Consider the following 24,208-nt stretch of genomic DNA (forward strand, 5'->3'; position numbering starts at 1 on the left):
AGAGCTGCATTTTTTATTTTCTGCCATACCGCACAAAGCTGCGTTTTGCACTTTGTGCGGTATTTTTTGAATATCAATATAGTGGAAGTTTTAGTCAATGCGTTTGAGGAAATCAAACGGCAAAACGATTATGATAAAGATATAGGCGAACCTTGCCCGGACTGCGCATGCGCAAACTGCGTGCGGAACGCCTTCGGTGCACAGCCGTAGCGCTCCGTAAATAAGCGGTAAAACCGGCTTAAGCTGTTAAAGCCGCATGCACCGCAGATTTCAATGACGGGCATGTCTCCCTGCAAAAGCAGCTGCGCCGCCAAAGACAATCGCTTGCCGTTGATGTACTCCGTCGGCGTCATGCCGATGTAGCGGCGAAACGACCGCGTAAGGTGCTCCTGCGACATATTTGCAAGCGCCAAAAGACACGGAAGACCTGTGATGTAATTTTCGCGCCGCTCCATTTTTTCAAGCAGCTCCGAAAACCACGCGGGCAAAATCGCTTCCGGCGCGGGTGCTGTAAGAAACAGCTGCACCAAATACGGAAACAGGCTTAAAATGTAGCGGCATGCCGTTTCGTTATCGGCAAAGCGGTTCGTGTTCAAAAGCTTTTCCTGCACATCCGTTAAGGTGTGGCCGGAAAGCACACAATGTAACGGCAGCTCCGGCGTATCAAATATGGCGCGGTCAAGCCGCAAATAATCGCACAAGCGCTCAAATACCGTGCGCGGAATACCGATATCGAGCAGCTCGAAATCCGCGTTGTTGAAAAAATCATAGCGGTGCACGTCCCTCGGGCGCATCAAAACGAACGAGCCCTCGGAAAGCAGCTGCGAGCGTCCATTCACGGCGTGGATGGCCCCGCCGTGCGAGACGAGAAACAGCTCGTAAAAATCATGCGTGTGAATTTTATACGTCGCCGGCACACCGCACTGGTGCAGAACGCGCGCACCCTCACCGGTGTGCAGATTTTCTTCGGAAAAATGCAGAAGTTCAACGTCGCTCATTCCGGTACCCCCTTTCTTCTGCTATTATAACGCGTCAAAAAAACGGAATCAAGAAATTTTAAATATAAATTGGGGAGGATAACGGTATGTTCAAGACCGATGTTCAAAAACTGCGCAATGCGTTGGAATTCACGCGCGTTTACAAAGAGAACGCAAACGACATTTACCTGCGTGAAGCCGTCTGCATGGATTTTCAGCTTCGTCATATCTTAGTGCCGATGGATGAAAACGACGGCATCGCGGGCCGCTATGAGCACGACTTTGTGGGCTTTTCCTCGCAGGTCGGCGGCATTTACACGTATTACTTTAACGAGCATGAATTTTTGAACGCATACATGGCTTGTAAGCAAAACGGTGAGATCACCGCTGCGGAGGACTACGCTTTGCAGGCTGTGCAGGCCTATTGGCACGAGGAAAACACCGCGCGCAAGGTTGAATTGGAATTTTCGAAGCGCTACGGCTATGTGCCGCCGAAAGCTTTTCCCGGTGCGGGCGTGGGCAACTGCGACTGCCGCGTGGCAGGTACAAACCTCGATTTTGAAAAGCTCATCCGTCTCGGCTTTGACGGGCTCGATCAGGAGATCGACCGTGCGGCGGAAGTGAACGGCGCGTCTTCGTTCTACACGGCTTTAAAGCTGTGGATTGAAAGCTTGCGCGGCGCATGCGAGCGTTACCGCGAACAGGCATTGGAGCTTGCCGAAAAAGCAGAGACCGAAGAAGCCAAAACGCGCTTTACAAAGCTTGCCGAAGCACTTTTAAACATTCAGCACAGCACACCGAAGACGTTCCTTGAGGGCGTGCAGCTGATGTGGATCTACGCTGTCAGCAGCGACATTATGAATTACAGCCGCATGGACGATTACCTTGGGCCGCTCTACGCCGCGGATATCGACGCGGGGCGCATCACGGAAGAAGAAGCCGTGCAGACCGTGCTGTATCTCTATAAGCACTTTAAAGAGATTAACAAGATCCATGACTGCCGCGTAATCATCGGCGGCGTGGGCAGAAAGCACCAGAAGGAAGCCGACCGCCTCGCCATCGTCATCATGGAAGCTTCCCGCCGCTTCCGCGAGACTGTGCCGCAGCTCACCCTGCGCTATTACAGCGACATGGACGAGACCGTTTTCCGCAAGGCGATGGAAGTGAATGCGGAGGGCACTACGTTCCCGATTATTTACTCCGATGAGACGAATGTACCGGCTGTGGAAAAGGTCTTTGGCGTTTCGCATGAGGAAGCCGAGCAATATGTGCCGTTCGGCTGCGGCGAATACGTCATGGTCGGTTACAGCGTAGGCACACCGAACAACGGCATCAACGTGCTGAAAGCGCTGGAAATTGCGCTGCACAACGGCCTTGATTTCTACCAGAACGTTTCCTGCGGCGAAAAGACCGGCGACCCGGCGCAGTTTGATACCTTTGAAAAGCTGTATGACGCCGTGCTTGCACAGCTCAAGCCGACCATTGACCGCTTTGCTGTACACAAATACCTCAACTATAAAATTGCAGGCGAAAACGCGCCGTATTTGCACCTCAGCCTGCTTTTGAACGACTGCATCGCGCGCGGCAAGGCGACGTTTGAAGGCGGCGTGCGTTACCTGAATGCTTCCAGCGAAATGTTCGGCATCATCAGCTGTGCAGACAGCCTGACGGCCATCAAAACGCTCGTTTACGACGAGAAGAAGCTCACTTTGCCGGAGCTCATCGATGTGCTGGATCACGATTTTGAGGGGCACGACGATATTCGCCGCATGTGCCTTTCCGCACCGAAATACGGCAACGACGACGACACGGCTGACGACATCGCAACGCGCCTTTTCACCGATATTGCCGACCTTACCATGGCGGCAGGTAAAGCTGCGGGGCTTGACCACTACAATATTGTCAGCGTCAACAACTCCATGAGCGCAGAATGGGGTAACTTCTGTGCGGCGTCTGCCTGCGGCAGAAAGGCCGGCAGCCCCATGGCAAACGCCAACGGCGCTTCCATCGGCGCAGATAAGTGCGGCATTACGGCGCTGCTCAACTCCATGTCGAAGTTTGACAATACAAAGCACGTGGGCGTTATCAACAATGTGCGCTTCACAAAGGAGCTCTTCAAGGGCTCTATGGATAAAGTAGAAGCCGTCTTGAAGGCGTTTTACGACAACGACGGCGTGCAGACGAACCTGTGCGTCATCGGCAAGGATGACCTTGAAAACGCCATGGTGCACCCGGAAAACTACCAGAACCTCCTCGTGCGTATCGGCGGCTTCTCCGCGAGATTCGTCACACTGAATCCTATTGTGCAGCGCGAGATTATTGAGCGTACGACCTACGGCGCGTAAGCGGAGGCCGATATGCGGGATCTTATTTTTGATATTCAACGTTTTTGCGTGTATGACGGGCCGGGCATTCGCACCACCGTGTTTTTCAAAGGGTGCAACATGCACTGTGCGTGGTGCCACAATCCGGAAAGCTTTTCAACCGATGCCGAGCTCTTGTTTCGCCACGAAAAATGCACGCCCTGCGGGGCATGCACTGCGGTATGTCCGAACGGAGCGCATGAAATAAAAGCAGACGGCACACATGTTTTTGACCGTGCAAAATGCGCGGCGTGCGGCAAATGTGCCGAAGTATGTCCGAACGATGTCCTGGAGCTTTCCGGGCGCGAAATGACGGTGGAAGCCGTGATGAAGCAGATCGACAAGGACGCAAAATATTACCGCTCGTCAAAAGGCGGCGTCACCTTTTCGGGCGGCGAGGCTTCTTTGCACTTTGAACTCCTGAAAAAGCTGCTTACAGCCTGCCGCGAAAAAGGGTACCACACCGCGCTGGAGACAAACGGTTTGATCTCTGCCGCACATTTAAAAGAACTGATACCGCTCACCGATCTTTTTCTGTTCGATTTTAAGCACAGCGACCCCGATGCCCTCAAAAAATGGGCAAGCGCGCCGCTTGCGCCGATCCTCGAGTCCCTGGCAGCCCTTGAGGACGCGCATGCGCATGTGTGGTTGCGCTGTCCGGTCATTCCGGGCGTGAACGACACGGACGCGCACTTTGTGAGGCGATTTGTGCGCTCAAGCATCAATATACCTGTATTGAAAAGGCCGAGATCATGGCATACCATGACATCGGCAAAACGAAATGGGACGCGCTGGGGATACCGTATTCGCTCGCCGCGCTGAAGACCGTTTCGCCGGAACAGAAACATATTTGGGAGACTAAAATAGCCGATTAGCGGCACTTTTGGGGATAAGAGAGGGAACGCTTCGTTCCCTCTCTTTGCTTTATCTCCCACATTTTTTCTAAACATTTGACAGATTTCCCGGAATATTGTATGCTATGGAAAACACCGCAAATTTTCCCTGCGGGACCACAAACATTAGGAGGTCACTTATGTTTTGTATATACTGCGGCGCCACCTTGCCGGAGGGCGCGAAAAAATGCACACTCTGCGGCAACCCCGTTTTGCGCCCGCCGGAAGCCACTGCACAACCCGTAAGCGAACCGGAGTCGGAATCTGCCCCCGCATCGGAAACGCCCACGGAGCCTGCCGTGGAAGACATCTCCTCAAATTCGACAGAGAGCCTCTCCGAAGCGGAACCGACACCCGAAGCTGAAGATACCCCTTCAAACAGTCCGGACAGCGAAGATATTTACAACCATTCCCCGATGGACTTCACGGAGGATATTTCCTCCGGCGATGCGCTCGGCGACAAACCCGAAGGCATGGAGCACGAGGGCACATTCACCGTTTCCCCCACCCCGGAGGAAATTTCAGGGCCGGAGCCGCGCGTGCAACCCATAGAATATACGTATAACGACGGCTACGCCTATGAAGAATACGACGAAAAGCCGAAGAAAAAGCGTTCTTTTAAATGGCTTTTCATCGTGCTGCCCATTCTTATCGCCATCGGCGCTACAATCGGCGGCATTTTCTGGTGGTACAATGCACCCATGCAAAAGCTCACCCGCGCGCTTGACGCTTACGATTATTCCGCTGCGGCGCAGGTACTTCCCACGCTTTCAAAGGACGAACTCGCTTCGGTCTCCGACCAAATGCAGGAATATGCCCAGACGGTCATCGACCGATACAATAAAAACGAAGCGAACTACGACAGCTCCTATGAGCTGCTCGACCGCCTGCAAAAGCTGTTCCCGAACATCGGTCTCGACGATCAGCTCGACGGCATTCAATCGCTGAAAGACTCCAAAGAGGCCTACAAAAACGGCAAAAGCCTGCAGGCACAGGGCGAAGACGGCCGCGCCATTACGGAATATCAGAAGGTCATTCACGCCGATGTGAACCACGACGACGCGCAGACGCAAATTCAAAACATCCGCACCGCGTACAAAGAAAAAGTGTTAAGCGATGCGCAGAGCCGCGCGGACGAGAAAGATTTCCTCGGTGCCGAAGCCATTTTGATGAACAGCGCCGATATCCTCGGCGATGATAAAGACATCCAGGCTAAGCTGGAAGAGATTAAGGACGCAGAGCTCAACAACTACGTGGAAACGCTGCTCAGCACCGCCAAAACGCTCGCGGATGACGGCGACCTGCCCGGCGCTGTTAACGTGCTGCAGGACGCCACACGCAACGACAAGCGCATCGACGCGCAGATTGCCACCTACAAAAACCAGTATAAGCAAAAAGTTCTCGATGCTGCCGCAAAGCAGGCCGGTGAAAGCCGCTATTATGACGCGGTGGAAACGCTGCAAAACGCCGATGACATCCTCTCCGGCGACAACGACATTGCGGCAAAAATCGAAGAATACAGGGCGCTTTACCCCGTTTCGCTGACAGATCTTTCTCCAAGCGGCGGCGAAGATTGCAGCCAGAACTGGACAGCCTATGACGCAAACGGCAATGCGTACAGCAACGGCCTTAACTTCTCGCTGTACCCTGTCATCGCAAAAACCGTCTACACCGAATACGCCCCGAACGGACAATATAAGCGCCTGACGGGAACATGGGTCGTGGAGGGCGATACCTCCGATGATTTTATCGGCACGGTTCGCATTTATGTGGACGGCAATTTGCAGTATGAAGTTTCCTCGCTCACGGTGAACAGCCCCGCAAGCGCACTGAGCCTGAGCATTTCCGACGCTTCCACCGTTCGCATTGAAGTGAAGGGCGAGTTCGCCTCGCTGCGTGCCGTCGGTTATCTGTACCTTGCAGATGCGAAATTTGAAAACTAAACCGCTATAAAAAGAGATACCGCACAGGGTAAACTCACCTTGTGCGGTATTCTTTTGCGCAAAGCCTGCCGTGCGGTCTATGCGCGTGCAGCTGATCCTTCCACAATACAGAAAAACTCTGTGGAAAACACAACGCGCATAAGAAACGGGATGTCCCTTTTTGGGGGACATCCCGTCTTACTTTGGCTTACGCCTTATGCTTTTGTTCCATCACGCGTTTGCTGCGTTCTCGTCTTCGTCGTTTTCGTCCTTCCTCTTTTTGCAGAGGACCATAACAACGACCTGTACCAGCGCGATTACAACATGGAGGATTGTCCACTTGTCGACGAAGATCATCGGCAGGGTCATGTCTTCGGTGAAGATGAAGACGATGATGGCAATCAGAGCCGGGATGATGCTGATGAGTCTCCAAAGGCCCTTCTTGTTCTTTTCGTACTCCATAACCTCTTTGCCGTTCTCATCGAGAACCACGTTGCCGTCTTCGTCTTCCAACGCCTTCTTTTTCTTGCCGATATAGCCGATGAGAAGGAGGATGGAAAGGAGGGTCGTCACGATGGTGAGGATCAGGTTGATGAGTGCCCAAGCGCCCGTGCCGAGACCTGCGAGCGGCGTTGCGTTATCTGCGATATCTTCACCGTTTGCAAGCGGTGTTTCGTTATCGTTGATCGTTTCGCCTATTTCGCCGTCATTATTGCCATCGCCTTTTCCGCCGTTATCGCTCGGCGTTGTGGAAGGTGTGGCAGTCGGTTTCGGGGTGGGTGTTGCAACCGTAGCCGGAACGACCGGAGCTACCGGCGTCGGAGTAGGTGTTGCCGGGTTCGGATTCGGGTTCGGATTTGGAGCCGGAGTAGGTGTAGACTCTTCTGTCGGAACCGGAGTAGGTGTAGACTCTTCTGTCGGAGCCGGTGTAGGTGTAGGCTCTTCTGTCGGAGCCGGAGTGGGTGTAGGCTCTTCTGTCGGAGCCGGAGTAGGTGTAGGCTCTTCTGTCGGAGCCGGCGTAGGTGTAGGCTCTTCTGTCGGAGCGGGTGTAGGTGTAGGTTCTTCCGACGGAGCCGGTGTAGGTGTCGGCTCTTCCGACGGAATCGGGGTCGGCGTGGGATTTGCTTCCCAAACAGCCTTCAGCACAACGTCCTTAGCCGGCATCGTGAACGCATCGTTCTCGATCGTAACCTCTTCGCTTCTCCAACCCGAGAACTTATAGCCCTCTCTGGTCGGGACCGTCTTTATAACCTCTACTGTTGCTTTGTACTCGTACTTGAACTCGTTGGTCGCTTCAGTCCACTCGCCGCCGTTGAGGTCGTACGTTACATTGTACTTGTTCGTGGTCTTCTCATACACTGCTACGTAAGTCTGGTTGCCCTTAACTTCCGTGTAGTCCTTATCCCAGCCCTTGAACGTGTACGTATACTGTGCATCTGCCGCCTTCGTCGGTTCAACACCTTCGAACTTCGGTATTGCTCCGTACTCGTAGTCCTTCTGGTCGATGAGCGTCGTTCCGTCTTCATCTACCCACTTTACTGTGTACTTGTTCGTGGTCTTCTCATACACTGCTACGTAAGTCTGGTTGCCCTTAACTTCCGTGTAGTCCTTATCCCAGCCCTTGAACGTGTACGTATACTGTGCATCTGCCGCCTTCGTCGGTTCAACACCTTCGAACTTCGGTATTGCTCCGTACTCGTAATCCTTCTGGTCGATGAGCGTCGTTCCGTCTTCATCTACCCACTTTACTGTGTACTTGTTCGTGGTCTTCTCATACACTGCTACGTAAGTCTGGTTGCCCTTAACTTCCGTGTAGTCCTTATCCCAGCCCTTGAACGTGTACGTATACTGTGCATCTGCCGCCTTCGTCGGTTCAACACCTTCGAACTTCGGTATTGCTCCGTACTCGTAGTCCTTCTGGTCGATGAGCGTCGTTCCGTCTTCATCTACCCACTTTACTGTGTACTTGTTCGTGGTCTTCTCATACACTGCCACGTAAGTCTGGTTGCCCTTAACTTCCGTGTAGTCCTTATCCCAGCCCTTGAACGTGTACGTATACTGTGCATCTGCCGCCTTCGTCGGTTCAACACCTTCGAACTTCGGTATTGCTCCGTACTCGTAATCCTTCTGGTCGATGAGCGTCGTTCCGTCTTCATCTACCCACTTTACTGTGTACTTGTTCGTGGTCTTCTCATACACTGCTACGTAAGTCTGGTTGCCCTTAACTTCCGTGTAGTCCTTATCCCAGCCCTTGAACGTGTACGTATACTGTGCATCTGCCGCCTTCGTCGGTTCAACACCTTCGAACTTCGGTATTGCTCCGTACTCGTAGTCCTTCTGGTCGATGAGCGTCGTTCCGTCTTCATCTACCCACTTTACTGTGTACTTGTTCGTGGTCTTCTCATACACTGCCACGTAAGTCTGGTTGCCCTTAACTTCCGTGTAGTCCTTATCCCAGCCCTTGAACGTGTACGTATACTGTGCATCTGCCGCCTTCGTCGGTTCAACACCTTCGAACTTCGGTATTGCTCCGTACTCGTAATCCTTCTGGTCGATGAGCGTCGTTCCGTCTTCATCTACCCACTTTACTGTGTACTTGTTCGTGGTCTTCTCATACACTGCCACGTAAGTCTGGTTGCCCTTGACTTCCGTGTAGTCCTTATCCCAACCCTTGAACGTGTACGTATACTGTGCATCTGCCGCCTTCGTCGGTTCAACACCTTCGAACTTCGGCATTGCTCCGTATTCGTAATCCTTCTGGTCGATGAGCGTCGTTCCGTCTTCATCTACCCACGTTACCGTGTACGTCTTCACCTGCCAAACCGCATAGAGATCGTTATCGCCGTTAGCGTCGACAAAGACCGTAGCGCCTACTTTGTATGTAACCGTATTGCTGTCCGGCGTGGTTGCCCAGCCGAGGAACTTGTAGCCTGTGGGAGCGGTGAAGCCGACATAGTCACGCGATCTTACGGTTGCGGTCGTATTCTTCGGGTGATTACCATCCTTAAAGGTAGCGTTATTGTAGTTGCCATCTTTATCTGTGAAATTATAATGATACGTAATCGTCACGGTTTGGGGCTTAATGGTGTAGACTGCCCTCAACGTGATGTTCTTTGTGACGGTAATCTTATCGCCCGGGTAGATGAGCTTGCCTTCCATTTCCCAAGCACGGAAGTTTTCGGAATTTTCCGGCGAAAGTACGCGGGCGGAGCTGCCGTTTACATACTTCTGGTTATCCATTTTTACATTCGTACCCTCAACGTATGTGACCGTGAAGCCATCCTTTGCGGAGGGGAAGAACGGGGAAATCGTAACGGAGCTGTAAAGCTCGGTATCTACATTGAACAGCGCGCCGTTGGAATCAATCCAAGCGGAGGGCTGTTCCTCCTTGAACTTTTCAAGCAGTGCCTTAAAATCTTTGGAATCCGAAAGTTTTTTGCCGTACTCAACATTGATCGTTCTTACTTCGCCGTCCGCAGAGGCCGTCAGGTAAACCTTAGCTTCAATAACCGGCGCCTGCCACTTTGCGTAGAGCGTAATGTTCTGTGCGGGCATCGTCTTGCCGTCGAAGACATATGCCGTGCCTGCGCAAAGCTCGTTATCATACCAGCCTGCAAACGTAAAGTTTGCGGGTACACCAGCCGGTTTTTCAGGTGCGTAGTTGACATTGGAAATATCCTGCTGATACTTGAGCTTAACTTCGCTATCCTTTGTACCTTTATTCATGAAAACGATACTATAGGAATTACGGGTATAGTAGAATCTTGCGTTGTTGTAACTACGTCCATTTTGCGTACCACTACTGTACGTAAAGCCAGTAATTGGATACTTATCTTCTTTTGATACTGTATAACCTCTACCAGGACTTGTATCGTGGTGATCTTCTTTATAGGTTACTCCACCGACAGTAGTTGTTCCCTTTTCGCCCGGCAGAACTTCTACATAATAGTATGCAGTCTCACTGCCTCTACCGGTTTTAGGGCCATAGAAAGTCGCACCATTCAATGGCATGGTATTAATATTGACCTGATAGGTACTACCGCCATCACTTGTGCTCCATGTGTTGCTGCCATTGTAAGTAGGCCACTTCTTACTGATGTTCGCGCCATATTTTGCCGTAATTTTAAGACTTGTATACTCCTGAGAAGGAGAATATTCCCAGCCCCAACCACTACTATAACTGTAGAACTTAACGTCGTAAATATTTCTCTTATAATAAACGTTTACGATTGTGGAACCGTCACCGGCAATGGTCTTCTGCTCAATCTTCTGTGCAGTAAAGCCCTGATAATCTTCATCTTTGCTGCTTTTTGCAGTGGCAGCTGTCTTTGCGCCAGTAGTGCCAGATTTTATTTCGATATCCTTTGAGGAATACTCGTTATCATCTGCATTTTCCTGCCAATGGATAACGGTGTATTCCGTTTTGGAATTGGTTTTCCAGCGTGCGGTGACGGTTGCTTCTGCGGAAACAGATGTTACTTTCTGACCATCGATATACCAACCGTCGAACGTGTAACCGCTGCGGGTGGGTGTGACCGCGCTCAGGTCAAGCGGCGCTCCCATCTGGAACTTCGGCGCCACGTAGTCGCCGCCGTCGGTATTGAACGTGACCCAGAAACCGGTTTTAACTACCGGGTAAACGTATGTAACGCCGGCTGCAAATGTGATGGTTTCGGGGGTATCGCTGCCCTGCGTGGTGCTCCAGCCGACAACGCCTTTATCTTTGCTCATGGTGAGCTCGACTTTTGCGGTCGCGGCGTTCAGAACGTCTTCGCCGACCGTTTCACCGGCTGTGCCCGCGGCGGTGTGGTAAACCACGGTATCGCCGTCTTCATCCAAGAAGTACACGTAGCTGTACTCCTCAAACTTCGCCGTAACGGTCACTTCCTTGCCGCTGACAGTCGCGACTTCGCCGAAGCTTAACGGGGTCTCACCGACATACCACCCAACAAAGCGTGCGTTTTCCTTTGTCGGTGCAGTCGGCTCGAGGAGCTCTTCGCCTGCGGCGACGGTCTGCTGCCACTCGGTCAGCTCCGTGCCGTCTGCATCATAGAAACGGTAGGTATCGACCTTAGGCTTCTCGTCGTCCGGACGCAGCATAGTCAATGCAATGCCCGTTTCCGCACTCTGTTTCGCAGGTGCAGTTTCCTCTGCACCTGCGGCGGGGGTCGCCTGTGCTTCCACTTCAACGGGAGCCGGGGTCTCTACCGGGGCGGGAGTGGATGTCTCCTCCGGAGCGGGAGTGGCTGTCTCCTCCGGAGCTGCGGTCTCCTCGGGCGCGGGCGTCTCGTCAACGACCGACGTTCCCCCCTGCATAACATCCCCTGTTGCAGTGTAGGTGTTTGTTTCCTCATCACTCATTGCAAACGCGCCCGTAGGACATGCCGAAACCAGCATACATGCGCTCAGCAACACGGCGATGATCTTCTTTTTCATAGTGTTTTCCTCCAATCCTGTGATTTGTCCGTTTTATAACAAATATGGATTCCTAAATTGATGTGTGTTACTGTGCCAAAACCGTTTCCATTTGGATGAGCAGCTCCAGCACACTGCGAAACGCGGCCTCTTTGCCGCCTTTTGTCCACCGCAGTCTCCCCTGCCAGCTGTAATTCTGGCGGAACAGGATGTCCAGTTCAAACGTGGGTGTTTCCGTACATTTTATGGGAGAAGCTTTCGGTGCGCCGCCTGTATCCAGCTGCTCTTCCAAAAGCAGGATCAGGCGTGAAAGACTTCGGAATAGGGTTTCCTCCGGGAGCGTCCCGCCGGAGACCCTGCCGCGGATGACACCGTCCTCCGCTTCATCCACAAAGATACGGAAGGTCTCTGTGCCGATCGGTAGCATACGATTTTCTTTCACCTAACCCCTCCCTTTTGTATTTTGTGATTTTATTTTACACGAAGGTGCTATGAGAACGCTATGATTAAGAAGTTTTTACCATAGAAAAACGACCCATTTTCTCATAAAAAGAGAAAATAGGTCGTAGTTTTTTTGTTAATTATGTTGTGTCAACCGGTTTAATTTTTTCAGGTGACGGTTTTAGGCCTTTCGGCGCTCCGTTTTCTCCGTTGCTTTTTCTTCTGCGCTCATATGTATGTGGCGCAGGTCGAGCGATTTAAAGGTGTAGGCCGCACCGCTTTTCGGGTATTCCTTTTGGAACCGATTGAACACACGGCGGGAAACGAGCCCGCCGTTTTCGCCGGTCGCCCCCGGCAGCAGCACCCAAAACTGGTTTGCGCCCACCTTTGTGAACGGGTCGCCCGCGCGCAGTTCGTTTAAAAGCGTTGCCTCCATCTGCTTCATATATACGGCGCGCTTTTCCGGGTCTACCGAGCGGTTTGCAAGCCGCACAGTCATCAACGCCGCAGGGGTATCGTTTCGGCGCATCTCGCGCACCTGCAGATTTACAATCTCGCGGAAAACGTTGTTATCGCAGCAAAACGCACCGGTTTCCTGTTCTTTTTCAAGCAGGAACGTTTGAATATCGTCTTCACTCGTCTCGCTGCCGTAAAGCTCCTGCACCGCAAGCGCCTTCTGCGCCTCCAGCTCCGCCGAAGGCGAAACACCGTAGACCTCCCGGTACAGCGAAGCGATGTAATCATAGTGTTCCAGCGCTTTTTTCGGGTTTTTGTTTTTTATGAGCGCCTGCATTAAAAACACGCTGAATTCCTCTGCGGCGGGATCTAAACGGATAACGCCCGTGCAGAGCTTTTCCGCATCCGTAATGCGTCCGAGTTTCAAAAGGCGATCCACCGCCGCGCGACATAGGCGCGTATAAAGCGAGCGGTAATACGTGTTGAGGTTGATGCACCAGAACTCCGCTGCGCTTTCTGTAAGAAAATCACCGGTGTAAAGCGCCACGGCTTTCTGCGCCAGGGCAACCGATTTTTCCATATCTTCTTCGGCAAGCGCTGCCTTTGCAAGTGTTTCAAATTGCTCTACGTCAAGCTGCGTCTCGCGGTCCGGCGCCCAGCGATAATAGCCCTTTTCGTTATGGATGATAACCTTTGCGTGCGTAAAGCCGAGCTCTGCCAGCGCAGCCCTTGCGCGGCTGACATTATTTTGCAGCGTGCTTAACGGGTTATCGTTTTCGGCTTCCGGCCACAGCAGGTCAATGAGCTCCTGCGCGGAAACGCCGCGGTTTCTGTTCAGAATAAGGTATGCCGTAAGCGTCCACAATCTTCTGGAACGTCCCGTGAGGCTCACAGCGTGCGGAACCTCCATACCTTCCTGCTTTAAGGTAAACTTGCCGAACATGGTCACATTGATCTTCGGCACAACCTGTATCGTTTCACCGTTCTGTGCTTCACACGGCAGCCCGGTGGTTTCAATTTCTTTCGCTGTTCGACTCATGAACGGTTCATCTCCCTCTTTCAGAAATAACGGTTCAAAATATCACCCCGGCTATTGCGAAAAAATAATATTCCGAACTTGTTCTTTTCATAAAGTATAGCACGCTTTACGGTATTTGTAATCCACCGAAAGGTGGAAAATGCGATTTTTCTCATAAGTATTTACTTTTTTGTCAGAGAAAATACCTTTTTTGGCGAAAGGTCACGCTAAAAACTGTGACTTAAAGTAATTGCAGACGTTTTTGCATTGTCTCATAGTTCGTGCAGTAGTAAAGCGCCGTCTCCTCTGTGATGCGCTTTTGCCGTACAAGATCCGCAAGCGCCATGTCCATGGTGCGCATGCCCTGCGCCGCGCCGGAAGCGATGGCGGCATCGAGCTGATGCGTTTTGCTTTCGCGGATCATATTGCGTATCGCGAGTGTGGAATACATGATTTCAAACACTGGGATGGGTGTGCCGTCTACGCCGGGCACGAGCTGCTGACTGATGACCGCCTGCAAAACCATGGAAAGCTGTAAGCGGATCTGCGCCTGCTGGTTCGGCGGAAATGCGTCGATGATGCGGTCAATCGTATTCGCCGCGCCGGTGGTGTGCAGGCTCGAAAGCAATAGCTGCCCCGTTTCGGCGGCAGTCATGGCGACCTCCATTGTCTCTTTGTCGCGCATTTCGCCGAGCAAAATCACGTCCGGGCTTTCGCGCAGCGCACTGCGCAAAGCGGCGACGTAGCTCGGGCAGTCGCAGCCGATCTCACGCTGGCTCACAATGCACTTATCATGGCGATGGATGTACTCTACCGGATCCTCGAGCGTCAGAATATGTCCCGTGCGCGTACGGTTGATCTCGTTGATGATACACGCGAGCGTTGTGGACTTACCGCTGCCCGCTGAGCCCGTAACAAGCACGATGCCTTTTTTCATCTGTGCCGCGCGCATGACCTCCGGCGGAATGTGCGCTTCTTCGGCCGTAGGCAGACCGAAGCGAATGACGCGCACCACGGCGGCAATGCTGCCGCGCTGGCGGAACAGATTCACACGGAAGCGTCCCGTACCGCTGAGCGAGAACGAAAAATCGTCATCGGTCGCACTGCCGTTTAAGCAGTGCGGCTCACGCGCGGCAAGACGATAGATTTCCGCTGCGAACGCTTCGGTCTTTTCGGGCGTGAAGGCGCCGTCCGCCGTTTCACGCTGCTGTTCGCCGCGCACTTTATACGTCAGCGGCAGGCCTGCCACCACGAAAATATCGGAAGCGCCGCGCTCCACGGCACTTTTCAAAATTTCAGTCATATTCATTGTACTCCGCCTTTCTTACCCGAGGTTCAGGGAGTCATCCGGCTGCCAGCGCGCTGTGCAGCGCCATTTTGCAATCTCATAGCTGCCGTTTATCTTATTTAAGCAGATCTCAAGCTGCATGTTGCCGCGCGTGATTTCCGTTTTGAGCGTGGTTTCGGTCTCTTCGGTGTTTTCCGGCAGATCTCCCGCGCCCTTTAAATACGCATCTGCTTCGGAAAGCCAGTCTTGACCGGCGTTTTCGCAGGCATACAGCACTTCCACGTGCTCGCCGTAGCGCTCTGCGGCACGGCGATCGGATACGGCAGAGGACACCGTAAGCACGCCGAAAATGGCGACGCACAGCACAACGACCGCGAACAGCACCGCGATGCTGCCGATGCGGAATCGATTTCGGCTCATGGCGTTCCCTCCTTCGGCTGGTAGCACCGTACATTCAGCGCATAAATTTCTTTATCCTGCTCCGCCGTGTACGCCGTGATTTTCCCGGCATACAATGCTCCCGTTTCGGTCTCGGCGGCGGTCACTTCGGTTTTTATATAATAGTAAGCGTCCGCTTCCGCACAGCTTGCCATATCTTTTGTGAAATATACTTTTTCGCCGTTTTCGGGGATCTCTCCCGCGCGAAACGCCTCTGCGGCGCTGCGGCACAGCGCAATGCCTGCGCTTTCCCTCGCCGCTTCATCGCTGATGACGGCCGCGCGCAGAAACACGCACGCAATGACACCGCAGCACGCGACAAATGCCAGAACAAACACAAGCAGCGGGGTCATAAAGCCCATGCGGTGGCGCGTTTCACTGCGTTTTTCCTCGTAATCTATCATGCCGCGCCACCTCCGTCACAATACGCGCCGGCGGTCATGCCGTCCGCAGTGATCGTTAAAAGCCCGTTTTCCGAAAGCTCGGCTTTAAACGTTTTAAGGTCGCACAGCTTTTCGGCGTTATCGGGGTCGATCTCCGCCGTGACCCGTGAAAACTCCGTGCGCAGCGCGTTTTCATATAAATAGATGCGCGTTTCGAAGTCGCTTTCCGGCTCGCGCAGGCACACCGCCGGGCCCTCCGGGCCGTCGATCAGACGGATGTTCCCTTTGCCGCCGCACGCTGCCGTTTGGCTTTGAATATACGAAAGCGCGCTGCGCTGTTTTGCGTGTGCGTCGCGGGCATCCATCGTATCGGAATACAGCCGCGCGCCCGCAAGCGTCAACACCAAAAGCGATGCGATGAGCAATGCATACAGCAGAAGCAGCATCAGAGAAGTGCTGTTTCTCTTTTTCGGTTCCGTCATGCGCCCTCCTTATTCCTCGCCGCGCACCAGCACCTGAACGGTCGGCAGCTGGTTATCGGCGAAAACCTCGTATGTCACGATGTATTCTTTCTTATTGACCGTAAGCCCGTAGTGCTTTTCCAAATATTCAAGGCTTTCCGGGTATGCGCCCTCTAAGGTGTAGCACTCCACGGCGCTGCGCAAAACGGCTTCACGCACGGCGGCACGGCCTGTTTCGCGGATATCCTCTTGAAAAACCGGCACGCACACCGCGGTAAAAATTACCGCAAGCACCAGAATAAGCCCGACCGCGAAAAGCCGGAAGCTTATTTTTCGATTCAAAATACCCATAACTTTTCCCTCAGATTGCGCTCAAAATGCCGAGCAAGGGCAGCATGACGCTTAAAAGCGTCAAACCGACAGACGCGGTGAGAAATCCGATCAAAATTGGCTCCGTGCGGTCGATGACGCTGCACAGCCCGTTTTCCGCCTCCTGCGCCGTGCGGCGCGCGAGGTTTTCCGTCACCTGCACGAGCTCGCCGCTCCGCGCACCGCCAAGCAGCATTTTGCCGTACATGGCGGGCAATATCTTTTGGTGCGCAAACGCCGTCGCAATGCCGACGCCCATCTGTGTTTCTTCACGGCATTTTTCAAGCGCTTCGTGCAGTTTTTTGTGGCGCGTCTGCTCGATGCACAGCGCAAGCGCACTGTCTTCATCCGTACCGCTCGCAAGCAAGGCGGAGAGCGTGTCCATCACCTCGGAGACCGCCAAAAGCCACGCGGCTTTGCGCGTGAAGCGGCTCGTTTCCATTGCATTTCTGAGCTTTTCCCGACCTTTATCGGAGCGCATACCAAACGCCAAAACGAGCAAAACGATGCCCAAAAGCCCCGCAAACACCAAGCTGATGCGCCCGATGAGCGTCGCCGCGAGCACATAGGCATAGGAAGATGAAAGCAGGCTGCCCGTTAAATTGTCGTACACGCGCTCAAACATGGGCAGCACGGCGAAAACGAGCACCGCCAGCACGCCGCACATCATCAGCATCAAAACGGCCGGGTATGTAAGGGTGCTGCGCAAACGGTCGTATAGCGCGCTTTGGCGGTCATAGTGGTCTGCAAGGCGGTCAAGCGCTTCGTCCAATCGGCCGGAAAGCTCTGCCGTACTAAAAACGCTCAAGGCGTATTCCGGGAAAACGCCGGTCTTTTCCGCCGCTGCCGAAAACGTCTCGCCCGCCGCAACCGAAAGGCTGATCTCGGTAGAAGCCTGCCGCAAGGCGGTGTCCATGCCGTCTTCCTCAAACAGGGAAGAAACCTCCGAAAGCGACGCGCCGGAGCGCAGCAGCATTGCAAGGCTGCTGCAAAATACGCTGAGCTGTTCCTGAGTCAAAAATTTTTCTGCCATGTTCCTCGTCCTTTCGCTTTTCCTTTAATAAGTGAACCGCGTTGTGTATTCCGAATCGTTTTGAATCTCCCCGGCGGGCATGCCGCCTGCGGCAAAGGTGATGTCCACCCGCTGCCACTCATCCGCTTTTGCGCGGATCTCCACGGTGATCCACCCCTCGCTTTCCACATAAAAGCTGTTCCACGCGTGGTAGGTCTCCTCACCCACATAACCCGTGATGAGCTTGCACGGAATGCCCTCGCTGCGCAGCATGGCGGCAGCAAGGCTTGCATAATCAAAGCATATGCCCTTGCCGGTCTTTAAGGTCTCATCCGGGGAGGGCAGGTAGCCGTTCTGCACAGTCGCCGCTTTTTCCGTATCGTATTGGATATTCTTCACCATGTAGTCATACACGGCGGCAGCAATGTCCGCATCGGTGGTGCAGTTTGCGGCCAGCTCTTTCACCTTTTTGATGCAATCGGAGCTTTTGTTGTAATTCACCATCTGGTTCGGGCGCAGGTACGGCTGAAATTCATCTTTCAGCGTCACGTCGCGGTCTTCGCTCCCGATGCATGCGTATTTGCTGTCGCCCACCTGCTCCATCAGGCGGAACGTGTATGTGCCGTTTCCCATATTGAGCGGGAAAAATGTCGCAGTGCCGTCGTTCGGCAAGTCATAGTTATATTTATCCTCGCCGCAGACAATCTGCATTTTTAATCGCGTATCGCTCTGCGCTTTTACGCCGATGATGCCGCCTTCAAGCTGGGAAAGGTCAATCTCTCCGCTGCCGAACGCGGTCGCTTCATCTTCGTTGAAGACGGAATCCCGAAAAGCGGGGACCTCGTAGGGCGCGGCGTTGCTGTCCGTGACATCGCCCGCCGCCGGCTTGGCGTCGTTTGATGCCGTGCCCCGCGCCGCACAGCCGCAAAGCAGCAAAATAAGCGCCAGCGCCGCCGCTAACAGCTGAATTTTTTCTTTCATGCCGCACCCCCTGTCTTTTCTGTGTATACTAATTATTATTTTATCTTGTTTTTGTCTTATACGCAAGCCCTGTGTAAAATTCTTCTGCATGGCTTTTTCCGTCGATTTTTTCAAAAAAATGCGCTTCAAACTATTGACATTATATATATAATGTTGTAGGTATAAATTTCACCGTTTTCTGAGAAATTCCCGCATATTTCGCGGTGTTTCTCAAAAAGCAGAAGGAGTAATTTAAATGAAGGAATTCATGTCTTTCCTGCTTTCTGCACTGCTCGTTCTCTCTCTTGCGGCGTGCGAAAGTAACGGCGGTGCCGGAAGCAACGATTCCGAAAGCAGTGTGAGCAGCACGGCTTCCTCCGAAGCAGAGTCCTCTGCGCCCTCACAACGTGGAACGAGATCACGAAATCCGATACCGTTACACTTGAGTTTTAAGCTTTAACCTGTATCCGAGCGCCTTGCGGCCGTTTACGCAGCTTGCCGGGCATTCTTTTTGTTTTTCCGAATTTTGGCGCAGGAGTTTTCCACGAACACATTGACAAACCGCGCAAAAAAACGTATGCTTATATATAGAGTTATATCTAACTTAGAAAGGAGCGCTTGCAGATGACGTACACCATTAAGGAAGCCTCGGACATCACGGGCATCCCGGCGACCACGCTGCGCTATTACGATAAAGAAGGCATCCTGCCGTTTTTGGAGCGAAAGGAATCCGGCCACAGAATGTTTTCCGAACAGGATCTTTCCATGCTGCGCATTATCGAATGTTTAAAATGCACAGGCATGTCCATTAAAGATATTCGCCAGTACGCGGTGTGGGCACAAATGGGTGACTCCACCCTGGAGCAGCGCTACAACCTGTTTCTTGAGCGCCGCGAGGCCGTTATGGCACAAATCAAGGAGCTTGAAGATCAGCTTAAAGTAATCGATTATAAGTGCAAATACTATGAGGAAGCCATTGCCGCCGGTACGGAAGACATTCACAAGCACAAAACAGGCCACTGCTGCGACGATGAAAAAGAAAACAAAGACGCGTAAGTTCCGCAAAAACCAAGGGCACGGAGTTTTAAAGCTCCGTGCCCTTTTGTTGTATAAGTCATAACCACACCTAAGAGGAGTGGTTATGACTTTTGCTTTATTTCCTTATTTTAGCCCTGCACAGACCACGTGATGCCCTGCGGGGTATCCTTTACAACGATATGGCGTGCGGCAAGCGCATCGCGAATCGCGTCGGCAGTTGCCCAGTCCTTTGCCTTTCTGGCTTCCGTGCGCTTTGCGATGAGCGCTTCGATCTCCGCGGCTTCCTCGGCGGTCATGCCCTCCGGCACAGCGGACTTCTGCGCATTCTGCTCCTCGCGCAGCGCCTTTGCAGCTTTCAGCAAGCCGAGGGACAACACTTCGTCAAACTCCTTGATGAGCGCAAGCTTGTCCGCGTCGGAAAGCTTGGCTTTCAGTACGTCGTACAGCGCTGTGAGTGCCAAGGACGTGTTGAGGTCGTTTTCCAGCGCCGCGCGGAACGAGGCACGCAGCGGCTCCATGGCGGCTTCGTCGTGCTCTCCCTCATTTTTCAGCGCTGCAATGCGGGAAACGAGCTTTTTGTACGCCGTGGCGGTGTTGTCAAGGCTCTCAAACGAGAACGTCAGCGGCTTTCTGTAATGGGACTGTAAGCAGAACATGCGGTATACAAGCGGCGCGTAGCCCTTTTCCTCAAGCAGCGAGACCGTGAGAAAATCGCCCTTTGATTTGCTCATTTTGCCGCGCGCGTCCAAAAGGTGCAGCACGTGGAACCAGTATTTGCACCACGGGTGGCCGAGATACGCTTCGCTCTGTGCAATCTCATTCGTGTGGTGCGGAAACGCGTTGTCGATGCCGCCGCAGTGAATGTCGAGGTATTCGCCGAGGTATTTGATGCTGATGCCGCTGCACTCGATGTGCCAGCCCGGGTAGCCCACGCCCCACGGGGAATCCCACTTGAGCTCCTGGTCGTCAAACTTCGACTTTGTAAACCACAGTACGAAGTCGCTCTTGGAGCGCTTGTTTTCGTCCTCTTCCACGCTGTCGCGCACGCCTACGGCGAGACTCTCTTCCTCCATGTTGCCGAAAACATAATAGTTTTCGAGCTTGGAGGTATCAAAATAGACGTTGCCGCCCGCGATATACGCATATCCCTTTTCAAGGAGCACCTCTACCATGTGGATAAACGTATCGATGCAGCTCGTCGCCGGAACGACGATCTCCGGGCGCTTGATGCCAAGCTTTTCGCAGTCATTGAAAAAAGCGTCGGTATAGAACTGCGCAATCTGCATGACGGTCTTGTGCTCGCGGCGCGCGCCCTTGAGCATCTTGTCTTCGCCGGTGTCGGCATCGCTGGAAAGGTGGCCGACGTCCGTGATGTTCATGGCGCGGGTCACGTCATAGCCGAGGTAGCGCAAGGCTTTTTCCAGCATATCCTCCATGATGTACGAGCGCAGGTTGCCGATGTGCGCATAGTGGTACACGGTTGGGCCGCAGGTGTACATTTTGACTTTGCCGGCTTCGTGCGGAATAAATTCTTCTTTTTTCTGTGTTCTTGTGTTATAGAGCTGCATACAGGTGCTTCCTTTCTGCTTATTCTTCCTTATTCTTCTCCGCTTTCTGTGCGGTCAGCTTGCTTTTTTCTCTGCGGCAGCTGTTCAGCTCGCCGTGCAGGCGCTCAATTTCAAGCCGCATGCGGCACATTTCCTGCGCCACCGGGTCGGCCACGTGGATCTGATCCAGCGTGCTGTTGTCCATCACACGCTTGCCGCCCACGCGCACGATGCGCGCCGGTACACCGACCGCCGTTGCGTTATCGGGCACGGCATCCAGCACCACGGCACCCGCCGCCACACGGGCGTTATCACCCACGCGGAACGGCCCCAGCACCTTTGCGCCCGCACCGACGAGCACGTCGTTTCCAAGCGTCGGGTGACGCTTGCCCTGGTCTTTGCCCGTGCCGCCGAGCGTCACACCCTGATACAGCGTGCAGTTGTCACCGATAACGGTAGTTTCGCCGATGACGACACCCATACCGTGGTCGATGAACAGATTTTTGCCGATCGTCGCGCCCGGGTGAATCTCTATACCCGTTTTGCGGCGCGCGCGCTGCGAGATATAGCGCGCGATAAATTTCATATTATGGCGGAAAAACCAGTTTGCCTTGCGGTAAGACCGCACCGCCTTGAAGCCGGAATACAGAAAATAAACCTCCGCACGGCTGCGGGCGGCAGGGTCGCGCGCCATCACGGCGTCCAGCTCTGCCTTTAACTTAGAAAACATGACGTAAATCTCTCCTTAAAAACAAAAAGCCCCGAGCGCACAACATAGGCGCTCGGGGGCGAAATGTACCAAAACATTCATGATACAATAAATCCGCGGTTCCACTCCGGTTTATCACTCAAACGGCGTAACGTGCCGTATCCGTATGCGGCTCACTTTCGCTCACCGCATCCGCTCGCGAATGCACTTCGCCCGGCTCTTTTCTGCGGCGGCTTTCAGCCCATGACCTCCGCTCTCTATCGACTGCCCCCGGGGTACTCGTTCGGTCTCAGCGTTTGCTTTATGACAGTATTTTAACACAGCCCCTTTAAAAACGCAAGCCCAAAGATCACCTCTCCGCGCCATTTTATGCGGCTTTTTTCTTTTGGTGATTTATAATGCACCTATTTTAACAAACTAAATATAAAATTATTGATTTTATGCCTAGATACAGTCTTGACATATGTTATAAACTATGTTAATATATTTTTGACATAAATTCTAAAAAAGGTGAGTCCAATGTCCAATGTATAAAACTGTGTATATTTATCAATAATCAAATTCAAATTGTTTATTGGGAATATCAAAGCAGACTCCTTCTGGAAGCATTTTGCTTTCACGTTATAAAAACCTCTAAAGCAATTTCTTCATGCTTCCTTTTGAAATTACTTGAAAACGAGGGCGAATTTAATATGTTTCATAAAAAAATCAGTTATTTTCTCGTTCTTACTTTTTGCTTTCTTTTATTTTTGCCGAGTTGTTCAAATAATGTCGATACACCTGAACAAAGCATTCAACGTGTTTTAACTACAATTTTCACCTGTCCAGACAATGAGGCAAAAGAATACGGTAAAATACTAAATAAAAACAAATATTCTTTAGAACAAGAAAACAGCCAAACGGAAATTGCAGAGGCAGAAAAACGTATGCAAGAACATCTATGCCAAAAATACAGCAAAGATGATTTTACAGAAGCCTATTATAATTCATTATTTAAGCATCTATATACAAGTCTCGCCTTTCCGACTATGTGCATTCTAAATGAAGCTGAAATATCGCCCATCTCCGTTACTGTGGAAAAAGATGCTACAACCAATATTTACCTTTATACCGCCAAACTAAATGTGACAAAAGGAGACTCCAATCCTATAGAAATCACACAGACCGGAAGAGTTCAAACTGATGGTGACGGACACATTGCTTTTATCGATTTAGATGATTCCACTCTTTTTAACGCCCTTTCTTAAAAATCAATAAACACACAAAAACAGGGTACGCACTTTTTTACAGTGCATACCCTGTTTATTTTAGCTGTGATTCAAAAATTAGAGCTGCTCGTCGATGATCTTTGCCTTTTCAAGCGCACGCTTCTGGAGCAGTGCGTCGATCTTGGCGTGCGGGTCGAGCAGGGAGCTGATGGAAGCGTCGTGGTTCAAAGCGGAGATGAAGTAAGCGATGTACTTTGAAACGTCGACTTCATGGAACCACGGGCGATTCTTCAGTTCCGGGTTAAGGTACGTCAGGTTGCTGCCGAAGATGCCGTCGATGAGGCCCTCTTCATACGCTTTATCGAACTTTGCGAGGCCGTTCGTGAAGATGGCATACGTGCCGTAAGCGAAGAAGCGGCGTGCCTTGCGGGCCTTGACGTTCTCTGCGATGTCGAGCACGGATTCGCCGGAAGAGATGATGTCATCGGCAACGAACACATCCTTGCCCTCGACCGGGGTACCGAGGTACTCATGTGCGACGATCGGGTTGCGGCCGTCTACGATGCGGGAATAATCGCGGCGCTTGTAGAACATGCCCATCTCCACGCCGAGCACGGAAGCATAGTACATGTTGCGGTTCAGCGCGCCCTCGTCCGGGCTGACGATCATGAAATCTTTCTTATCGGTGGAAAGATCCGGGAAGTCCTTGAAGAGCTTCTTTAAAACCTGGTAAGTCGGCATCAGGTTATCGAAGCCCATAACCGGCACAGCGTTCTGCACGCGCGGGTCATGTGCGTCGAAAGTCAAAACGTTGGAAACGCCCATCTGCTGGAGCTCCTGCAGCATGTACGCGCAGTCCAAAGACTCGCGGTAGCTGCGGCGGTGCTGACGGCCGCCGTAAAGCAGCGGCATCACAACGTTAACGCGGTGTGCCTTACCGCTTGCCGCCTGAATGAGACGCTTCAAATCCTGATAATGGTCATCCGGGGACATGTGGTTCTCGTTGCCGAAGTAGTTGTAGGTCAGGCTGTAATTGCCTACGTCTACAACAAAGAACAGGTCATAGCCGCGCACGGTCGACTTGATAAGACCCTTGCTGTCGCCGGAAGAGAAACGCGGGCAGCTGTTTTCGATGATGAACGTGTCCACATCCATACCGGCACGCTTTGCCCAACGCACCAGATGGGCCTCAACCTTTTCGGAAAGCTCACGCGCACCGGCAAGCGGTACGATGCCAAGCGGTGCTACGCGATTCTCTGCACTGAAAAACGTCTGTGATTCCATTGCCATTTGATTACTCCTTCAAACTG

General features: G+C 52.5%; 19 protein-coding genes. 5 read left to right on the plus strand and 14 right to left on the minus strand.

The genetic code is table 11. From position 1 onward, the window contains the following. Positions 1-128: 128 nt before the first annotated feature. Positions 129-998: a helix-turn-helix transcriptional regulator gene (locus ACI0CA_RS15035; RefSeq protein ID WP_343284511.1), complete on the minus strand. Its 870-nt coding sequence runs from the start codon at positions 996-998 to the stop codon at positions 129-131. Positions 999-1,084: 86 nt separating this feature from the next. Here ACI0CA_RS15035 and ACI0CA_RS15040 point away from each other — a divergent pair, with 86 nt between their 5' ends. The 3 genes from ACI0CA_RS15040 to ACI0CA_RS15050 all read left to right on the plus strand — a co-directional run bounded on the left by ACI0CA_RS15040 (position 1,085) and on the right by ACI0CA_RS15050 (position 6,176). Continuing rightward, complete coding sequence (locus ACI0CA_RS15040) at positions 1,085-3,322, plus strand: pyruvate formate lyase family protein (protein ID WP_343284510.1); 2,238 nt, start codon at positions 1,085-1,087, stop codon at positions 3,320-3,322. A gap of 12 nt (positions 3,323-3,334) precedes the next feature. Continuing rightward, entirely contained in the window at positions 3,335-4,162 is an 828-nt protein-coding gene (locus ACI0CA_RS15045; RefSeq protein WP_308449860.1) for a glycyl-radical enzyme activating protein, read from the plus strand. Positions 4,163-4,373: 211 nt separating this feature from the next. Further along, positions 4,374-6,176, plus strand: a complete 1,803-nt coding sequence (locus ACI0CA_RS15050; protein WP_412264944.1) for a hypothetical protein — start codon at positions 4,374-4,376, stop codon at positions 6,174-6,176. A 210-nt stretch (positions 6,177-6,386) separates the two neighbouring features. On the opposite strand, the gene ACI0CA_RS15055 is transcribed toward ACI0CA_RS15050, so the two are convergent. The 10 genes from ACI0CA_RS15055 to ACI0CA_RS15100 all read right to left on the minus strand — a co-directional run bounded on the left by ACI0CA_RS15055 (position 6,387) and on the right by ACI0CA_RS15100 (position 18,417). Beyond that, entirely contained in the window at positions 6,387-11,591 is a 5,205-nt protein-coding gene (locus tag ACI0CA_RS15055) for an InlB B-repeat-containing protein (RefSeq protein ID WP_446806666.1), read from the minus strand. Between the two features lie 67 nt (positions 11,592-11,658). Beyond that, the gene (locus ACI0CA_RS15060) at positions 11,659-12,012 is read right to left on the minus strand and encodes a hypothetical protein (protein WP_308449400.1); all 354 of its coding nucleotides are present in this window, start codon (positions 12,010-12,012) and stop codon (positions 11,659-11,661) included. 180 nt (positions 12,013-12,192) lie between these two features. Then, entirely contained in the window at positions 12,193-13,506 is a 1,314-nt protein-coding gene (locus ACI0CA_RS15065; protein ID WP_446806665.1) for a BTAD domain-containing putative transcriptional regulator, read from the minus strand. Between the two features lie 220 nt (positions 13,507-13,726). After that, the gene (locus ACI0CA_RS15070) at positions 13,727-14,794 is read right to left on the minus strand and encodes a type IV pilus twitching motility protein PilT (protein ID WP_412266628.1); all 1,068 of its coding nucleotides are present in this window, start codon (positions 14,792-14,794) and stop codon (positions 13,727-13,729) included. A gap of 15 nt (positions 14,795-14,809) precedes the next feature. Beyond that, positions 14,810-15,193 carry a hypothetical protein gene (locus ACI0CA_RS15075; protein WP_308449403.1) on the minus strand — a complete coding sequence of 128 codons (384 nt, stop codon included), beginning with the start codon at positions 15,191-15,193 and terminating at the stop codon, positions 14,810-14,812. Then, positions 15,190-15,615, minus strand: coding sequence for a hypothetical protein (locus tag ACI0CA_RS15080; protein ID WP_446806664.1), 426 nt, complete (start codon positions 15,613-15,615; stop codon positions 15,190-15,192). The genes ACI0CA_RS15075 and ACI0CA_RS15080 overlap by 4 nt, the downstream gene beginning before the upstream one ends. Continuing rightward, on the minus strand, positions 15,612-16,076 hold the full coding sequence (locus tag ACI0CA_RS15085) for a DUF4860 domain-containing protein (protein WP_446806663.1): 465 nt from the start codon (positions 16,074-16,076) through the stop codon (positions 15,612-15,614). The genes ACI0CA_RS15080 and ACI0CA_RS15085 overlap by 4 nt, the downstream gene beginning before the upstream one ends. 9 nt (positions 16,077-16,085) lie before the next feature. Further along, positions 16,086-16,406: a hypothetical protein gene (locus ACI0CA_RS15090; RefSeq protein ID WP_417073900.1), complete on the minus strand. Its 321-nt coding sequence runs from the start codon at positions 16,404-16,406 to the stop codon at positions 16,086-16,088. A gap of 10 nt (positions 16,407-16,416) precedes the next feature. Beyond that, the gene (locus ACI0CA_RS15095; protein ID WP_417414668.1) at positions 16,417-17,457 is read right to left on the minus strand and encodes a type II secretion system F family protein; all 1,041 of its coding nucleotides are present in this window, start codon (positions 17,455-17,457) and stop codon (positions 16,417-16,419) included. Between the two features lie 24 nt (positions 17,458-17,481). After that, on the minus strand, positions 17,482-18,417 hold the full coding sequence (locus tag ACI0CA_RS15100; protein ID WP_308449408.1) for a transglutaminase-like domain-containing protein: 936 nt from the start codon (positions 18,415-18,417) through the stop codon (positions 17,482-17,484). Positions 18,418-19,020: 603 nt separating this feature from the next. Here ACI0CA_RS15100 and ACI0CA_RS15105 point away from each other — a divergent pair. Further along, positions 19,021-19,452: a MerR family transcriptional regulator gene (locus ACI0CA_RS15105; RefSeq protein ID WP_308449409.1), complete on the plus strand. Its 432-nt coding sequence runs from the start codon at positions 19,021-19,023 to the stop codon at positions 19,450-19,452. Between the two features lie 110 nt (positions 19,453-19,562). On the opposite strand, the gene cysS is transcribed toward ACI0CA_RS15105, so the two are convergent. Both cysS and epsC read right to left on the minus strand, forming a co-directional pair. After that, complete coding sequence (gene cysS, locus ACI0CA_RS15110) at positions 19,563-21,002, minus strand: cysteine--tRNA ligase (RefSeq protein ID WP_417086703.1); 1,440 nt, start codon at positions 21,000-21,002, stop codon at positions 19,563-19,565. A gap of 19 nt (positions 21,003-21,021) precedes the next feature. Continuing rightward, complete coding sequence (epsC, locus tag ACI0CA_RS15115; protein ID WP_176820403.1) at positions 21,022-21,711, minus strand: serine O-acetyltransferase EpsC; 690 nt, start codon at positions 21,709-21,711, stop codon at positions 21,022-21,024. A gap of 671 nt (positions 21,712-22,382) precedes the next feature. Here epsC and ACI0CA_RS15120 point away from each other — a divergent pair. Further along, positions 22,383-22,937: a hypothetical protein gene (locus ACI0CA_RS15120; protein ID WP_176820402.1), complete on the plus strand. Its 555-nt coding sequence runs from the start codon at positions 22,383-22,385 to the stop codon at positions 22,935-22,937. Between the two features lie 78 nt (positions 22,938-23,015). On the opposite strand, the gene ACI0CA_RS15125 is transcribed toward ACI0CA_RS15120, so the two are convergent. Further along, positions 23,016-24,188, minus strand: coding sequence for a ribose-phosphate pyrophosphokinase (locus ACI0CA_RS15125; RefSeq protein WP_308449411.1), 1,173 nt, complete (start codon positions 24,186-24,188; stop codon positions 23,016-23,018). Between the last annotated feature and the right edge of the window lie 20 nt (positions 24,189-24,208).

It is taken from the genome of Hominenteromicrobium mulieris (assembly GCF_046197855.1).
In the GTDB taxonomy this organism is placed as follows: domain Bacteria; phylum Bacillota; class Clostridia; order Oscillospirales; family Acutalibacteraceae; genus Hominenteromicrobium; species Hominenteromicrobium mulieris.

Excerpts from the sequence above, each read along its gene's own strand:
- ACI0CA_RS15045 (WP_308449860.1), top strand. The coding sequence starts at position 3,335 with ATGCGGGATCTTATTTTTGATATTCAACGTTTTTGCGTGTATGACGGG.
- ACI0CA_RS15085 (WP_446806663.1), bottom strand. The coding sequence starts at position 16,076 with ATGACGGAACCGAAAAAGAGAAACAGCACTTCTCTGATGCTGCTTCTG.
- ACI0CA_RS15075 (WP_308449403.1), bottom strand. The coding sequence starts at position 15,193 with ATGAGCCGAAATCGATTCCGCATCGGCAGCATCGCGGTGCTGTTCGCG.
- epsC (WP_176820403.1), bottom strand. The coding sequence starts at position 21,711 with ATGTTTTCTAAGTTAAAGGCAGAGCTGGACGCCGTGATGGCGCGCGAC.
- ACI0CA_RS15040 (WP_343284510.1), top strand. The coding sequence starts at position 1,085 with ATGTTCAAGACCGATGTTCAAAAACTGCGCAATGCGTTGGAATTCACG.
- ACI0CA_RS15105 (WP_308449409.1), top strand. The coding sequence starts at position 19,021 with ATGACGTACACCATTAAGGAAGCCTCGGACATCACGGGCATCCCGGCG.
- ACI0CA_RS15120 (WP_176820402.1), top strand. The coding sequence starts at position 22,383 with ATGTTTCATAAAAAAATCAGTTATTTTCTCGTTCTTACTTTTTGCTTT.
- ACI0CA_RS15050 (WP_412264944.1), top strand. The coding sequence starts at position 4,374 with ATGTTTTGTATATACTGCGGCGCCACCTTGCCGGAGGGCGCGAAAAAA.
- ACI0CA_RS15095 (WP_417414668.1), bottom strand. The coding sequence starts at position 17,457 with ATGGCAGAAAAATTTTTGACTCAGGAACAGCTCAGCGTATTTTGCAGC.
- ACI0CA_RS15100 (WP_308449408.1), bottom strand. The coding sequence starts at position 18,417 with ATGAAAGAAAAAATTCAGCTGTTAGCGGCGGCGCTGGCGCTTATTTTG.
- ACI0CA_RS15055 (WP_446806666.1), bottom strand. The coding sequence starts at position 11,591 with ATGAAAAAGAAGATCATCGCCGTGTTGCTGAGCGCATGTATGCTGGTT.
- ACI0CA_RS15125 (WP_308449411.1), bottom strand. The coding sequence starts at position 24,188 with ATGGCAATGGAATCACAGACGTTTTTCAGTGCAGAGAATCGCGTAGCA.
- ACI0CA_RS15070 (WP_412266628.1), bottom strand. The coding sequence starts at position 14,794 with ATGAATATGACTGAAATTTTGAAAAGTGCCGTGGAGCGCGGCGCTTCC.
- ACI0CA_RS15035 (WP_343284511.1), bottom strand. The coding sequence starts at position 998 with ATGAGCGACGTTGAACTTCTGCATTTTTCCGAAGAAAATCTGCACACC.
- ACI0CA_RS15080 (WP_446806664.1), bottom strand. The coding sequence starts at position 15,615 with ATGATAGATTACGAGGAAAAACGCAGTGAAACGCGCCACCGCATGGGC.
- cysS (WP_417086703.1), bottom strand. The coding sequence starts at position 21,002 with ATGCAGCTCTATAACACAAGAACACAGAAAAAAGAAGAATTTATTCCG.
- ACI0CA_RS15065 (WP_446806665.1), bottom strand. The coding sequence starts at position 13,506 with ATGAGTCGAACAGCGAAAGAAATTGAAACCACCGGGCTGCCGTGTGAA.
- ACI0CA_RS15090 (WP_417073900.1), bottom strand. The coding sequence starts at position 16,406 with ATGGGTATTTTGAATCGAAAAATAAGCTTCCGGCTTTTCGCGGTCGGG.